Here is a 15440-nt window from a genome sequence, read left to right on the forward strand (position 1 = left end):
ATTCCTGGTTGAATACGTCCCTCTGCGTGGTCTATCATATGGCAACATTGAGCAATGTGATGTTTTTGTTTCATTGACCAAACACCAGTCCATGTCCTTGACATTTTTAGGCTCCATGCCGTTCCACAATGGATTGCATTCATAATTCAACTTTCCCGTCCAAATGTTGGGAGCCTGAGGGTAACTGTCTTGACTAAAGCAACAGAAAAATTTGGAGTTCAACACTATCGATCATTGCAACATGTTGCGTCTTACAAATACCGGGACAGCTATGTGTACTCCCATTGGAGGTTTGACCATAGGTCAGCTCAATTGAATTTGACGGGCCAATATGGGCCAAAGAGTTTCGCCTTTCCTTTCTTTGAAGATTCCGAAATGACCAATATGCCCTACTTGGTAATCCTGATCACGTATATGAACGTGTTTACGCTTCTTGGATCCAAACCATCCGGCCAAGCATGCTACGGAGGCAATTGGGGCAAATGCATCCCGTTCCATGCTGAACACCAACAACTCGGCCTCAATTTCCTTATAAAAACAATGGCTTTGGGGAACATCGTCCAAAATATAATTTGGCAGGGTGCACCAATACCTCCATTGGAGGGCCATCCGCTTGGGCAAATTCTCCATACCCAAAATATGCTTACTGGGGAAATAGCCGAATAGGCTGGTCAAGGTGGGCAACAGCAGATACCAATTAAACAACATTTTCGCTCTTGAAAGGCCCGTCCAGAATTTCCAATAGCCGCATTGGGCTCCGATGAGGACGATGCAACTGGCCTTTCTGGCCGTGGGGGCCAAACCAATAAGCTGTCCACCAATGCTATGCCCTAGAATACACAGCCTTCCATCGGAATTTGTAGCCCTTACGAAAGAAAGGACCCCTTCCAGATCCGCACTTCCCCACTCTTGGGCATTGCATCTTACTTGGGCAATCGGACTTCGTAACGACTCCCCAATCCCCAAGTAATCAAAGGTGAGCACCCACATGCCCTTCTCTGCCATATAACTTGCAAAGGCGCTATAAAAGGACTGTTTGACCCCTGTGGCAGGAACAATCACCAAAATATCCTTACAGTTTTGTTGGCCATAGCCCGTGGCCACAATCACATGTCCCAGATTTGTTGTCACCTCCAACTTTGTCATACTATCAATCACCTAAGTTGAATAAAACTAGCCATAATCTGCTGAAGTTTCCTACCGCCCAATATCCCCATAGCACCATTCAATAGGATTATACCCCCATCCATTTCCTAAACCATCGGATATCCAATCCTTCATACTGTTTTTAGCCAAGGTCTTTACATGAAGTTTTTGGCCATTGCATCCAAGCAAACCAAAAATGTCCATATTCAATACCTTTTTCTTGGGAATCCGTTTTTACCTTTGGGGCGTCATTCCCTCCCAGCCCCTCTGCATTCCACCCTTGAAATTTTCCGAAGAGTAAATTCACCAAATCCGAACTGAGGCAATTTGAAAAACAGCTTAAAAAATCCTTTACAGTAGTTAACTTTGTAAAAGAAGTAATCTCGATGCGCCTATGTCCATTATCGGTTATTACCAAAAATACAATCCTGGAAAATCCAAGCAAGACTTTCCCCTTACCATTCATCAGGAGATCTTCAAAAAGGGGGATATCATATTGGACTACATGCAACCGGTGACCAAAATGTATTATCTCGTTGACGGTTTGGTCGAATTCAATACACTTTCCAAAGACGAGGAAAAAATTATTGATTTCTTTTTCAAGGATAATTTTTTTTCTGCGTATTCCTCATTTCTCCAAGGCGAACCTTCCAATATCAGGATAAAGGCACTAAAGGCCTGTAAGGTGGAATACTTCTTCATGAACGAATTGGTACAGGCACTGGACCATTCCCTTGAACTTAACCAATTGGCCCGTATCGAAACGGAAAAGCTCTTTATCAAGCGTATTCGTCGCGAAAAGGATCTATTGTCCAAATCGGCAGAAACGAGATACCTGGAAATGGTTGCGGAAAATCCTGAAATCATCAAAAACATTCCCGTCAATAAAATTGCAAAATATCTTGGAATCCATCCCGAAAGCCTCAGCCGGATAAGAAAAAACATAAAATCCCAATAGCTCTTTGCATTATCCAACATATGTCAATCCTGTTTTGGCACATTTCGTGTAGTTTGCCTTCAATTTGGCGGCCCGAACTCTCAAAATTTGCAGATTGGTCCGCTCCAAAACCTTCAAATTCCCAAATTGACCAAAGAACGGTAAGTGTTATGAATGAAAAAGAACGTAAAGCGCTGAATGCATTAAACAGCACCATTAAAGCGTTTCACCAGTTAATCGATTCCTTGACAGCGCAACAGTTGGCCACAAAATCCAAACGGTCCAAAAGAACAGTTCAAGGTATACTTGCCCATATTTTAATTGCAACACAATATGCTTATCCCCTACTTCTAAAAAAAGCAAAAAAACAAAAACCCACACCAGCCTTTTTTGGAACCCGAATGGGCCATTACCTTTCCTATAGGCATTCAGAGTTCATAGGTTCCAGAATGGATAGGGAAGCACTTCACTTTGCGTTTGATAGGGCCAATTGGCATTTGGAAAAAGCCATGCCGAAAATAAAGGACCATGAGTGGCAACTAAAAACCACATTGCCCAAGCAAACCAATCGCACACTCACCGTTCTGGAAATTTTCACTTTTTCAGGTACCTCAGCATTTTCAGGTGCATCAGGACGAAATATGGGATACCATAGGGGAGCGACCTTGATACATTTGTGCCTTCCCGATCAATTTGATCCTATTTGGTGAATGCTAAAATTTCCTAACATATATCAAGGAAAATCGCTATGATTATTACGTGATTTGTATGGTCTCTCGATTTCCAATAAACCCTTTCTCTTGGAGGTTGCATTCGAAATCCAAAAAATCGAGGGATGGCAAAGGACCAAGTATTAGGGATCATCAAAATCCCAATGTGCCTTGACCAAGGGATTGGTTTCACCCAAAGAAACCATAAAATAGAAGGATGGCCATGTTGACTTATAACATTAAGCGGAACAACTCGATCAATGCGACCAAAATATTCCAGTTTTTAAAGCGAATATTTTTTGGGCGCTTTATGGTCCTATGGAAAAACCCCTTGTCCCAAGATAAAATGAAAGCTTGGAACGAGGCACTGGTCCACAGTGCATCAGGTGCCATGATAAAGATCTTTTATTCCAAGCCAAGAACAGTGCCCCGACCCAAAGGCATCATGGTTTTGGGCCACCCCATGGGCAAGGAAGCCAAAGGATATTTCATCAAAAGGGGACATACGGACATACTTATTGAAAACGGCTATCATGTCACTGTATTCGATTTTAACGGTTTTGGTCAGAGTTCAATGGGAAGCTTTGCGTTCCATGAAGATATTCTGGCCGTTGGCGCTTTCATTCGACAGATCTATCCCGGTTTGCCCATTGGTTATCATGGAATCTCCCTGGGCGGACAATCCGGAATTCTAGCCTTGGCAAGGAACCGAAATATTTTTGATTTCGCGATTATTGAGGCAACCACAACCACCCTTTATGAATTTTGGCGACATTATCCCTTACAGTATCTCCTGTTAAGCGCGGGAAAATTCATTCTGCCCAAAAGCGCAAAGGGATATAATTTCATCAAAAGATCCAGCGATATCAAGGATGTCAAGGACTTTCTGATGGTTTATTCCCTAGATGATAAATACACCCCTGTCAAAATGGCCAAGAAATACCAACAGCACATCTCCGGCTCCGTGGAGATTTGGGTTGCCAAATCCGGAGGTCATGCGGAAATAGCCAAATCCTCGCACAATAAGGAATATTTTAAGCACATAGTGCAGTTCATTGACACCTCAATCGAAAAATCCAAATGGAACCAAGAATAAAAGCTCTAGAAAAACCACCTGGATTATGGGCGACCCTAATTTATGGAATCCTAAGAAAACAGTATGGCAAAGTATTGATGCCCGCAAAGGTCATATACAGTCGCTATCCAAAAATAGCCTTCCTGGTCAAAAAAATATATTCGACTGAACGTTCGTTCAAACATACTTCTGAAGAACAACGAAGTGACATCCAAAAATTGGTCGCCAGTTTGAACGGTTGTGCATTCTGTCAAGATCTGATCGCAAAAAATGAAAAAAACAAAATCAACCGCACACAAGCATCCAATAAAGAATATTCATTTGGTGACACTACATCGCTCAGTTTTGACAAAGAACGGGCCATCTACCAATATGTAACGGAAATGACGCAGCATATTACAGTAAGTGACAAAACCTATACTACTTTAAAAACCCATTGCTCCGATGAGGAGATCATTGAAATAACGTTTACCGCCTCTTCCGAAAACTTTTTAAATCGATTGATCAAGCCTTTGAACATAGGCTCTGACCAGCTGTGCAGTTTGCCATAATCAATCATATTCCATCCCAGAAACTATTAGATAATCCCATGCTAAAGGACTGCCTTTGGCAAAATCCCAAATAAATAATATCATGTTCGAATTAAAAAAAATCGATAGCCTGCCATTGGATACCAAGAGATTAAAAATCGACGATGTCGTATCGGTTTCGAAATTTCATCGAAGTGTTCGATTGACCGATGATGCCGTCGTCCAAGATAAAATCGAAGCCTCCCGCAGGTACATATCCGATGCCGTAAACAAAGGGAAGCCCATTTACGGGGTGACCTCTGGTTTTGGGGGAATGGCCGATGTGGTCATCACTCCCGAGGAGGCTTATGCGCTCCAAGCCAATTTGGTACAGTACCATAAGGTAGGGGCGGGAAAACCATTGCCCAAAAAGGACGTAAGGGCTGCCATGCTCATTCGCGCAAAATCACATTTGCGGGGCGCCTCTGGAATTCGTTATGAGCTCATCAAGCGGCTGGAAATTTTCTTGAACGAGGATGTCATCCCCATAGTTCCCGATCTGGGTTCCATTGGTGCAAGTGGCGACCTGACACCGTTGGCCTATATTACCGGTTGCATAACCGGGTTGAGCGATTCCTTCCAAGTGGAAATGCGTGGAAAAAAAATACCGGCAACGGAAGCACTGCAAACTTTGAACCTGGAAACCTTGGTACTGGAGCCCAAGGAAGGGCTGGCCATGATGAACGGCACATCGGTGATGACCGGAATTGCCGCCAATCTCATTCATGATACCGATGCCATATTAAAATTGACCCTTGGTGCCCATGCCCTATTTGCGCAGGGCCTCCATGCCACCAACCAATCCTTTCATCCATTTATCCATCAGTGCAAACCACACCTGGGCCAAAAATGGGTGGCATCAGAGATGATTCGCCTCTTGAAAGATTCGGGCCTTATCCGCCATGAATTGGATGGCTCGCATGACTACCGGGGTTCGGAACCAATACAGGATAGGTATTCCCTGCGTTGCCTTCCCCAATTCCTTTCTCCCATCTTAGAAGGAATACAAAGCATTAAAAAACAGATTGAGGTGGAATTGAATTCCACAACGGACAATCCACTGATCGACGCAGAAAACCAGGTAAGCTATCACGGGGGTAATTTCTTGGGGCAGCATATCGGTGTGGCCATGGACCAACTTCGTTATTACAATGCATTGCTCAGCAAACACCTGGACGCACAGATCTCCCTTTTGGTAGCACCAGAATTCAATAATGGGCTTTCAGCTTCCTTAAAGGGCAACGGGAACAAGTCCATCAATATGGGCATGAAGGGCCTACAAATCACTTCCAATTCCATTATGCCCTTGATCGGTTTTTATGGCAATTCCATTGCCGACAGGTTTCCAACGCATGCCGAACAGTTCAATCAAAACATCAACAGTCAAGGCTTTGGATCGGCCAATCTCACCCGTGAATCCAATTATCTGATGCAACAGTATCTGTCCACCGCATTACTTTTTGGCATTCAGGCAGTGGACCTTCGCACCAAAAGCCTATTTGGGCACTATGACGCTTCGAGGTACTTATCCGGACCGACCAGGGCACTTTATCTCTCCATCAAAAAACTTTTGGGAACACAGCCCTCCGAAGAACGCCCATTCCTATGGGATGATAGCGACAGGTCCCTTGATCTGGACATCGAACATCTTTTTACGGCCATTAAGGAAAATGGCCCGGTCACGGAAAGTATCAACGGCCATTTATAATTTCAAATTAACAGTAGTAACACCGAAAAAACAGTATTATGAACAATGACCTATCTAAGTTTACGGGATGTCACTTCCTGTACCAATACGCAAATGGATGGTGCTATGAGATGTACATAAAAAATGAGAAAACCATTGACTACAGGATCCATAGCGGAATCGTGGCCGGGCGATGGGTCAAGGACCAACACGCCCTGATCAACAGGATTGCCGATAATGTCTTTAAGTTCTCTTGGGATGAACCCACCGGGACCTTTGTAAGTATTACCATCAATCTTGAAGTTTATATCCTCCATGGTACGGTGGCCTTTCCCAAATGGATCATCGACCACCCGGAAAAAACGGTCTGTTTTCAGAACGACCATTTGGCGCTCATGCGCTCCCATAGGGACAAGGGCCCTACCTATGACAAGACCCTGGAAGATAATTTCGCCAAGCTCTATTTCTTCCGAAATGCAGGCAAAAACAATGAATCGGTTATTGATTGTCCGATTGGGGATTTACCGAAAGACTACCCGTTCAATCTCAAGGGAAAAGTTCTTTTATAGGGAGATAGTTCAATCCCACTATCGGGTTTGCGCATCAACCTTATGGTCAGCGTATCGCTTCCAAGGTCCTTTTGGCCTGTTCCAAATGTCTGCGCTCGTGGGCCAAAATGATTTCAAATGCCATACCCAATGTATAAACGATTTTAGGATTTCCTGGAGAGGGGATGACCACTTTTTCATGAACCAGGTCCATGGCATTGGCCCTCATGATTTTCAAATCGGACTGATGCTTTATAAATCTGTCCAAAATTCCCTTCTCGGATGCCCCAGAACCCGGTCGCCAGACCTTAAAGGTCCTTAGTTTCCTCTTATTGTCCGATTGTACGGCATTCAGCACCCTACGGCCAAAAAAGTCAACCGCAAAGTCAAATCGGGCGTACGGAGGTAACTTACAGGTACCTTGCCTGACAGACCTAATGACCAGGGCATAGGATTCATTGGTGACAATCAAGTGCTCTATGTTCTGGGCTATACTCCATGTATGGATATTGGGCTGGCAGTTCATATAGTCCAACCCCAAATTGTCAAAGTATTGTTCGAACTCTTGGGTTATTTTATCTATTCTTGCATTCCAAGCTCCCATAACCAATTTGATTTTTGTTGCCTCGATAAAAGGTGTCCAGATGAAATAGGACCTATTCCTCGAGCATATATTCCAAACCCGGACCGTCACAACTTTCCCAGGTCCCGATAAGTTTACGATCTGATGTGAACAGCAGCAATTCAACCGGGTTCGGAAAACAATTGCCAATGATCTTATGATCGGACTCATGGGTAAACTGCATGTACCTAAAATTATCGCCTATGACGACATCGTATTCTCCATTGGATTGACTACGTCCACCGTCCTGGAGCCTGGTCTTGACAAAAGTGCCATCGGCCATCAAAACATATTCCTCCTGCCAGTCCATATCGTCACCCGTTTTCTCGTCCATAGGCATTTGTCCCGTCATTTTTACCAAAGTCCATTCTTGGTAGATTCCATCAAAAAGTTCCTCTTCTTCACATGACATTACCAAGGAAAATGCCAATACTGTTACTGTAAATAATCTCATGACTCTTTATTGTTCATTTAAAGGGAGGCCATTGGCCTGATTCACGTTTTATCCTTTCTTTTTTGAAAAATGGATACATCTATCTACATACGCCCCGTTTTGCAATCGATGATCGCCAAGAGGGGATCTAATCAAAAACAGGGGGCGGTTTTAAATCAAAGCCACCCCCTTAACATAACCAAAAACACCAACCACAATCAATGCCCTACCAATCATAAGGACTCTTAAACAACACAAATTCCCTTATCTATAACTCTAGATATTCAAGTTGTCCAATGTTTGCGGGCACCATTGTGGGAGCGATCAAACATCAGCATCTCCGGCTATGGCACAGCATCAAAAAAAGACCGCAATGTCAAATAACAATCAGTTCTTAAATACAAAACCAAATTGTTCAACCACCGTCCCATCGGGACCCAACTCTTCTCCCCATGTTTTCCCATCCATGTGGTAGGATCCCACGACATGCCATTCTTCCTCATTGGTAAGGGGGCAATCCTTAATATCCCCTATCATGGACAAATCTGCAGGTGTAGGGCTCAAAGCAGTGATATGGGCCTGTCCCGTTGGGGAGGCAATGAAAAAGTTATCTGATCCATCACCCTTTCCAACGGCCCCTATTCCTCTAATATTGAGCATATCCTGGGAAGGATCCGCACCACCGTCATTAAAGGTTACATGCCATAAGGTATAAACACCATTGGGAACAAGACCGCTTAGGGTGACATCGATAAATACTCCATTGTTCTCACAGGTAACCTCAATTCTCCCGGTAACCGTACTAAAATCACCAAAGGTCATATGGTTCCCGTCCATATCGCGAATGGGTTCCTTGTCCCTGATTTCATAGATGACCTCGTCAGGAGATGTGGGCATTGCCCCCATATCATTTTCTATAAAAAAGGGCACCGTAATAACCTCTTCCAACACCTCTGAGACAGGGGGTTCTACCGGTAGTGGGTCTTCACCCCCATCATCGGAACAACTCAACACCAATAGGGCCAAGGATGCTGCGGCATAGAAAAGGCGCACATCATGTTTAAATCTAAATTTCACTCTTCTCATATCAATTTATTTAAAGGTTAACTATATTCGAATCCGATTCCCAAGCCCATATTTCAACATATCGAACAATGGGGATTTCCTCGCCAAATACTTAAGTTCTTTGGCCTGTGCCTGGTTCAGTGCGCCATCAATTTCCAATTGCACCGCAATATCTTGATATCCGCTCCTGATGGAATCATCCAGACCCAAAAAGCCACGCATGTCAAGCTCCCCTTCGATGATCACCCCAACCTTGGTGAGCGAAATTCCTCGAGAGGCCGCATGTATCAACAGGGTAGTGGTAATACTTATGGCCATGTTTTCCAATACAGATTTTACCGGTCGCGACCATTCATTGCGACCAAGCTTCATATTGGGTCTTCGCGTGTTGACATATAGTAATTTGGCCATTTCGAAGTCTTCATAAAAACTGGATTGGTATATCTTGCATATATAGGCATGATGTCCAGAATTGCGCCATTGGGATTTTATCCCCAGGCGTAACTGCGCTGCTTTCGGATTCTCCGTGATTGTCTCTATTATCCGGGAAATTTCACTGAGATCGATGCTATTGATTAAACTTGGGTCTATCATGTTTACTGAACTTCAATCGTGTAACCGTCCCTAAAAGAACTTCAATTAATATGGGTACAAATTTATTCCGGCCATCTTTGGGTATAATCAGGGGGATTACCCATATTTTAGGTGCCAATACCTAATTTGTAAAGCTTGGTTGTGTCCCATTGATGGAGCATTTGGATACTGCCGCCCGAGGTATATGGGCCGGAAAGCGCTTTTTTCGGTTGGGTTTGGAAATGGCAGGAAACAACCATCCCACTACCCCGGATAGTCTTTCGTCATTGCGACCGAATACAAAATCGACCAACAAAGGATTTCGTGCCTAGGCCCGGGTAGCCTGGTCCCCTTAAATAGAAAATACCTACAGGATTCCTTTCTCCATGGCCAACGAGACGGCCTTCCCCCTATTTTCCGCATGAAGTTTTAACAAAATGGCGGAGACGTGATGGTCCACGGTTTTCGGAGATATAAAAAGTCGATCTGCAATCTCGGCATTGGTCAGGCCCTCTTTCAAAAGCCCCAATATTTCCAATTGACGATTGGTCAGTTGTTCTGGGTTGGTAAGGGTACTGGAGCGTTTTCCCCTGGGCACATGTTTCATTCCCCTTTCCCTAAGGTCTTTTTTGATACGCGCGGAGGTCGCATGGGCACCGAGGTCTTCAAGGATGGTAAAGGCTTCGCGGACTTCTTCGATGCCACCCTCTGAAAGGGACATGGCCCTATAGTACGGTATTCCCAAAGCGCCCCATTGCTTAGCGGCCTTTTTCCATGACCCTTTGCAGTCACTTTTGAACGGTTCGACAAGGGCCTTGCCCTTTAAAGGAGGCAATGCCCTTTTCTTTAACCAAAAACCCAACAGGCTATCAAACCAAATACTTTTACAGTTCTGGGTCAGATCAAGGGCATAGCTTATGACCGACCGATCGGGAAATGCCTCCCCATTGATCCACTCGTATTCGAGAATCAGTCCGGCCATGGGGATCACAAACTGATACTCTTTGGTCTCCATTGCCAATCGGCTGCCTTCCAAAAGGAACTCCATGGCATCCGGGCTCCCGATTCTGGTGCTTATCACCGACTTTGTGAGAATGGCCACAATGGTGCTATAAAACCTATCATGCGACACATTCAGGGCAGCCTCTGCCACTACCAATGCCCTGTCCCAATCCCCAATAAGTTGGTGGAACATGGACTCCAATGATTTCAGGTAGTTATAGAAGAAGTCCAAATCGTTTTCCCGAAAGTAGTTTTTGATTTCTCCAAAACTCTCCTCTGCCATGGACAGGTTGCCGCTAATGAGGTAATTGAAGTATAGGTTGGAATAGATTCTTCCTATTAGATCTTGGTCTTGCACCTCATGGGCCATTTTCAAAGAGTCGCCCAAAATTTTGAAGCCCTTCGAAGAGGACTCGATGGAATGGTGGATGTCCAATAGACCCAAACTGGAGTAGGAAAAGGCCTGAATTTGCTTCTCCCCCAATTTTTGCGATAGCTTGTAGGCCTTTCTGTTCCATTCATAGGCTTCCTCCAACCGAAAGGAAAGCGCCCACAAATGTCCATACTGTACATAGGCATTGGCCAAATACGCTGTGGACGGCGCATATTTTTCCAATAGCTCAATTGCCTTGAACCCCTGCTCCAGCCCTTGCTCGCCAGCCCCACTGTACCAAAACAGCCTTGAACTTAGGGTATAGGCATTTCCCTCCCTGACATTGTCCAATGAACTCCATATCCGAATGGCGGACCCTATGGCCTCCTTCCCTTCGTTCAACTGATTGGTAAGATAGCACTCATGGGAATACGCTTCCAAAAGACCGGCGTACTCCTTGGAACTGTTTTGAACACTGTTCTCTATGGCAATCTTATAGAGACTGGAGGCCTGAATATGCGCTCCCCATTTTGAAGCCTCTTCGGCGCCCAGGGGTGCATATTTTCGAATGACATCCAGGTTCCTTGATTTTATGGCATGGTGCAGGACACTGGAAAAGTTGATCTCGTCCTGCGCCTCCTTTAAAAGTACCTGCAATATCTCTTTGTGCAAGCGTATCTTCTCCATGGGATATATGGATTCATAAATGGCCAGTCGTACCATTTCATGATTGAATCCCACATGGAATCCGTCGATTGCGAGCAATTCCCTACCGAGAAGGGCATCCATCAATACATCAATATTGCCCTTGGGGTCGATTTCATGTACAAGATCAATCCTTACCCTTTGTGGAAAAAAGGAGATCAACCGTAGCAGGTTGTTCTCCTCAGGGGTTAAATTGTTCAGGCTCGATAGGATGGAGTCCTTTAGGTTTTCGGTGACTTCCAATTTTTGGTCCTTTAACAATTCAGACACAAAAAGCGGATTCCCTTGGGTAAGTGCATAAAGGCGCTCACCGGGAAGGTCATGCTCTTTGGCCAGGCGAACTACCATTGTTTTGCTCAGGGGGGCGATTCTAATCCGATAAAGTGTTCTTGGATGGAACTCCCCCAATATTTTGTAAAATGGATGTACGGTATCAAGCTCGGTATCCCGATGGGTAAGCAACATTAGACACCTGAATTGTCCTATTCGCCTACCCAAATATTTAATAAGGTCCAAGGTGGCTTCATCGGCCCAATGCACATCTTCAAAAACCAGGATTATGGGACGTTTTGACCTTAAGATCTCTTGTTTAAAGCTCTCAAAGATTATGGCCCTATTGCCATTGGCCAATATCTTAAGAAAGTCCTGTCGCAGATGGGAGGACATGTCATAAATCGGGCCAAACGGCCTTGGTGTAAATAGGGATTCGCAGTATCCCTGGCAAATTTTAAAGGTATCGCGACATTCGTCAAGAAAGGCGTTGACAAGTGAAGTCTTGCCGATTCCGGCCTCACCATAAATGCTCACCACCTTTCCTTGCCGATCAAGACATTCATTGGCATACCTTTGTAAGGTAGCCATTTCATCTTCCCTTTCAATAAGTTTCATTTCAAAATATAAAATTCGGTTTTCCGACCCTGACCTAAGGTTGCCTCCAGCTTGGTATCTTGGTCACCCTTTTCCTGTTCGGCCCGCAATCCAAGCGAACCCATTGGGAATTAATCCGTCATTATTCTTCCGTCAAATGCACATTGCCTGTTCCGTATGATCTCATTCTTGAACTGGCATGGATCCTTATCATCTTCATAAAGTTAGCCAAAAAATGTACTTGAAAAGGCTCAAGGAACCGGAACACTCTCTAAAAACAAGATAGCTTTTCCCACCAAGGACTTCCTTCCCGTACCATATTAATACAACCATTTATGCCCATTATATCGGACAGGGGAACAACATCACTTGTCTACCCAGCCTCACCTTTAAAACAAACCATTTCCCGCATTTCCCGAACTTTTGGTTCAGGAAAGCTGACCAGGTTCTTCCATACCATGGCCACAACCCCATACCCCCTGCTTAGAACCGGACCGTCAAATCGACCCCTGTTGTCCCACACTTTTTTTGGCAGGTCTGTTCCCCATATATTTTTCCACATAGATGTTCATCAATTTCACAAGAGCTTCGACATCTTCTTTGGAGGATGCATAGTTCGTAATACAGGCCCTTAATGCATTGACCCCTTGAACTGGGTAAACCGATATCCAAAAAGTACCGGAATGTACAATTTCATCGCATAGTTGCCGGGCAAAAGCGCCATCCTCGTCAAAGTAACTGTGCGAAAAGAGTACGATGGGCAAAACCGTATGGTTTTTAATGATCCAACCGGTCGCCAATAGTCTTTCCCTAAGATGCTCCGCGAGTTCCAAGTGATGATCGACCTGCTCTTCCAATGCCTTCCATCCATGAAACGATAATGCCATATAAATCTTCAAGCCGATAAACCTCCTGGACCATTGTATCGAATTCACATAGGGATCTGGAAAAGAACCATGGGCAATTTTGGAATCTTTTGGCATATACTCGGTCCTGGCACTAAAGGTTCTACCCTGCAGCTCGGGTCTTGAGGTCAAGAACAGACTTGCCCCCATAGGTACCGATAGCCATTTATGCAAATCGAACGTAATGGAATCCCCATTGTTCATTCCCCTTAAATATTTTTCTTGTTTGGCCGAGAACTTCAGTGCCCCTCCAAAAGCGGCATCCACATGGAACCATATTCCAAATTTTCCGGCTATGGCGGAAAGTCCCTCTAAATCATCGATGGCACCATAACCCGTAGTTCCCGCTGTACCAATAATCATAAAGGGGGCCATACCAGAAGCAATGTCTGACTCCAGTCTACTTTTCAATAGCTCCAAATCGATTCGATACCGGTCGTCCGTATCTATGGGGACGATTGCATTGGAACCCAATCCACAGACACGGGCCGCCTTAAGAATCGAATGGTGCGTTTCCCGGGAGCAATAGAGCAATGGGGGTTGTTTGATTCCCTGTATCCCAGATTTTCCATAATCAGGGAAAGCATGGTTAAGGGCCATTACCATAGCGGTCAAGTTGGCTTCTGCACCACCTGTGCAAAAAGTACCCCCAACATCTTGGGAATACCCAAACTTCCTTCCAAATTGCTGGACCAATTGGTATTCCAATTCCACGGCATAAGGTGCATGGGACCACATGGCCAATTGCGGGTTGAATACGGCCGTAACCACATCGGCCAGTATACTGGCAAAGGAGGTCCTTGGATTGAACAGCCCAAAATACCTGGGGTGGGGCGTATGCAATCCATATTCCGTCAGCCCTTTCAATACATTGGATAGGGAATGCTTGAAGTCCAAGGGGTTCTCGAAGTCATTGCTGAGCACTAAAGACCGTACCTCTTCCCTGTTTGCTTGCCGAGACACTTTTAGCTTATCGGTGCCATTGTAGTATTGTCCCAGATTGGCCAACAGCAAACGTATGAGGCCCATCCGTTCCTTCTCACTGAGATCAAAGTTGGGTCTGTCCATGTTGTTCAATTAATAGTCCCGCAATCATTGGTGTTCAAGGGAATCCATCCCAGCCCCATCATATGGGTAAATTGGCATTGGGCCAAAATCAAATCTTTCACAGGTCCATCATCAAAATTCACTCGAAATTACAATCTCATGGCAGAGCACTAATCAGGGTATTTCCCTATTTTATAAAATCGACACCCCAAATGAAGCGTGGCAGGGACTCTGGATATGTTCATGAGGTGGGGCCCAAACCCTAATTCCCAGGATTGTATTCATAGAGCAGGAATTCCTTATGTGCAGGGTCTATCAGTTGCCCTTTATAGGAGAGCCCAATCCGTTGCAATAGATATTTTGCCTTTTGATTGCCCTCGGTGGTGTACCCATAAACATTGGACAATCCCAAATTGTCAAGCCCATACTCCAAAACGGCAATAGTGGCCTCAAAGGCATATCCCTGGCCCTCGTATTTTGGCAAAACGGCAAAGCCTATATCGGGATGATCCAAGTACTCCCGTTTCACAAAACCACATATCCCAATGGTGATATTGGAATTTTTCAATACCATTTTATACTGGCCATACCCATTTTTCTGATACCCTTCCAGTATGTATGAACGGATATAGTCTGTAGCAGATGACAAATCCTTAATTTTCCTATCCCCTATCCGTGTTAACCAGTTTGGGGAATTCAAAAGTTCAAGGATAAAGGGTGCATCATTGCCATCGATGACGGCCAACCGTAGCCTTTCTGTACGTACCACAACTTTCACTTTCCTCAATTTTAGTTTAATTGGATATACCGAATCCATACCACTCCAAAAAACACATTTTAGAAAACATTGCGCCTTTTCGTGTTTAGCCTTCCATTCATGGATAATTCGGGCATCAAATGTCTCGAACCCGAAAGAATCCTTGCCCAAAGATTACCAATAGTTATCCATTTTCAAAAATAATCCTGTGGCTACAGGGATTATTCTAACACATGTTAGCTTTTTTCGGTCCATTCCCCATTTAGTTTCTAAAAAGATGGGACATGCACACGGAAATGCTTAAGAAGATTCCCTACCGACCCTAACAACTGCCCAAACCTCAAATAGTGGTACCCATTCGGTTTGTTTTTATCTATAAAATAGGATTTGTGGAGAAACAAAATAGGGAATACTCCCAA

The 15440-nt window shown here is 44.5% G+C and carries 15 protein-coding genes; 6 read left to right on the forward strand and 9 right to left on the reverse strand.

What is annotated here, in order from left to right; all coding sequences use genetic code 11:
• Positions 1-303: 303 nt before the first annotated feature.
• The gene (locus EW142_RS07120; protein ID WP_130611686.1) at positions 304-1146 is read right to left on the reverse strand and encodes an alpha/beta hydrolase family protein; all 843 of its coding nucleotides are present in this window, start codon (positions 1144-1146) and stop codon (positions 304-306) included.
• 51 nt (positions 1147-1197) lie between these two features.
• Entirely contained in the window at positions 1198-1350 is a 153-nt protein-coding gene (locus EW142_RS16690) for a hypothetical protein (protein WP_165395233.1), read from the reverse strand.
• Between the two features lie 190 nt (positions 1351-1540).
• Between EW142_RS16690 and EW142_RS07125 the strand changes: the two genes are divergently transcribed.
• The 6 genes from EW142_RS07125 to EW142_RS07150 all read left to right on the forward strand — a co-directional run bounded on the left by EW142_RS07125 (position 1541) and on the right by EW142_RS07150 (position 6693).
• The gene (locus EW142_RS07125) at positions 1541-2104 is read left to right on the forward strand and encodes a Crp/Fnr family transcriptional regulator (protein ID WP_130611689.1); all 564 of its coding nucleotides are present in this window, start codon (positions 1541-1543) and stop codon (positions 2102-2104) included.
• Positions 2105-2124: 20 nt separating this feature from the next.
• Positions 2125-2793 (forward strand): hypothetical protein, encoded by a 669-nt coding sequence (locus tag EW142_RS07130; RefSeq protein WP_130611692.1) that lies wholly within the window; start codon positions 2125-2127, stop codon positions 2791-2793.
• A gap of 217 nt (positions 2794-3010) precedes the next feature.
• Positions 3011-3889, forward strand: coding sequence for an alpha/beta hydrolase (locus EW142_RS07135; RefSeq protein WP_130611694.1), 879 nt, complete (start codon positions 3011-3013; stop codon positions 3887-3889).
• Entirely contained in the window at positions 3874-4419 is a 546-nt protein-coding gene (locus EW142_RS07140) for a carboxymuconolactone decarboxylase family protein (RefSeq protein WP_130611697.1), read from the forward strand. The genes EW142_RS07135 and EW142_RS07140 overlap by 16 nt, the downstream gene beginning before the upstream one ends.
• Before the next feature lie 82 nt (positions 4420-4501).
• The gene (locus EW142_RS07145) at positions 4502-6145 is read left to right on the forward strand and encodes an HAL/PAL/TAL family ammonia-lyase (protein ID WP_130611699.1); all 1644 of its coding nucleotides are present in this window, start codon (positions 4502-4504) and stop codon (positions 6143-6145) included.
• Positions 6146-6183: 38 nt separating this feature from the next.
• Entirely contained in the window at positions 6184-6693 is a 510-nt protein-coding gene (locus tag EW142_RS07150; protein ID WP_130611702.1) for a phenolic acid decarboxylase, read from the forward strand.
• Positions 6694-6739: 46 nt separating this feature from the next.
• On the opposite strand, the gene EW142_RS07155 is transcribed toward EW142_RS07150, so the two are convergent.
• The 7 genes from EW142_RS07155 to EW142_RS07185 all read right to left on the reverse strand — a co-directional run bounded on the left by EW142_RS07155 (position 6740) and on the right by EW142_RS07185 (position 15042).
• On the reverse strand, positions 6740-7276 hold the full coding sequence (locus EW142_RS07155) for a DinB family protein (RefSeq protein WP_165395234.1): 537 nt from the start codon (positions 7274-7276) through the stop codon (positions 6740-6742).
• Between the two features lie 52 nt (positions 7277-7328).
• Positions 7329-7748 carry a hypothetical protein gene (locus EW142_RS16695; protein ID WP_165395235.1) on the reverse strand — a complete coding sequence of 140 codons (420 nt, stop codon included), beginning with the start codon at positions 7746-7748 and terminating at the stop codon, positions 7329-7331.
• A 366-nt stretch (positions 7749-8114) separates the two neighbouring features.
• Positions 8115-8813: a hypothetical protein gene (locus EW142_RS07165; RefSeq protein WP_130611711.1), complete on the reverse strand. Its 699-nt coding sequence runs from the start codon at positions 8811-8813 to the stop codon at positions 8115-8117.
• Between the two features lie 21 nt (positions 8814-8834).
• Positions 8835-9386, reverse strand: coding sequence for an OsmC family protein (locus tag EW142_RS07170; protein WP_130611714.1), 552 nt, complete (start codon positions 9384-9386; stop codon positions 8835-8837).
• Between the two features lie 346 nt (positions 9387-9732).
• The gene (locus tag EW142_RS07175; RefSeq protein WP_130611717.1) at positions 9733-12333 is read right to left on the reverse strand and encodes a helix-turn-helix transcriptional regulator; all 2601 of its coding nucleotides are present in this window, start codon (positions 12331-12333) and stop codon (positions 9733-9735) included.
• 476 nt (positions 12334-12809) lie between these two features.
• Positions 12810-14285 (reverse strand): pyridoxal phosphate-dependent decarboxylase family protein, encoded by a 1476-nt coding sequence (locus EW142_RS07180; protein WP_130611720.1) that lies wholly within the window; start codon positions 14283-14285, stop codon positions 12810-12812.
• A 241-nt stretch (positions 14286-14526) separates the two neighbouring features.
• Entirely contained in the window at positions 14527-15042 is a 516-nt protein-coding gene (locus EW142_RS07185) for a GNAT family N-acetyltransferase (RefSeq protein WP_165395236.1), read from the reverse strand.
• Positions 15043-15440 lie beyond the last annotated feature (398 nt).

The sequence above is a fragment of the Flagellimonas allohymeniacidonis genome (assembly GCF_004296335.1).
GTDB classification, from domain to species: Bacteria; Bacteroidota; Bacteroidia; order Flavobacteriales; family Flavobacteriaceae; genus Flagellimonas; species Flagellimonas allohymeniacidonis.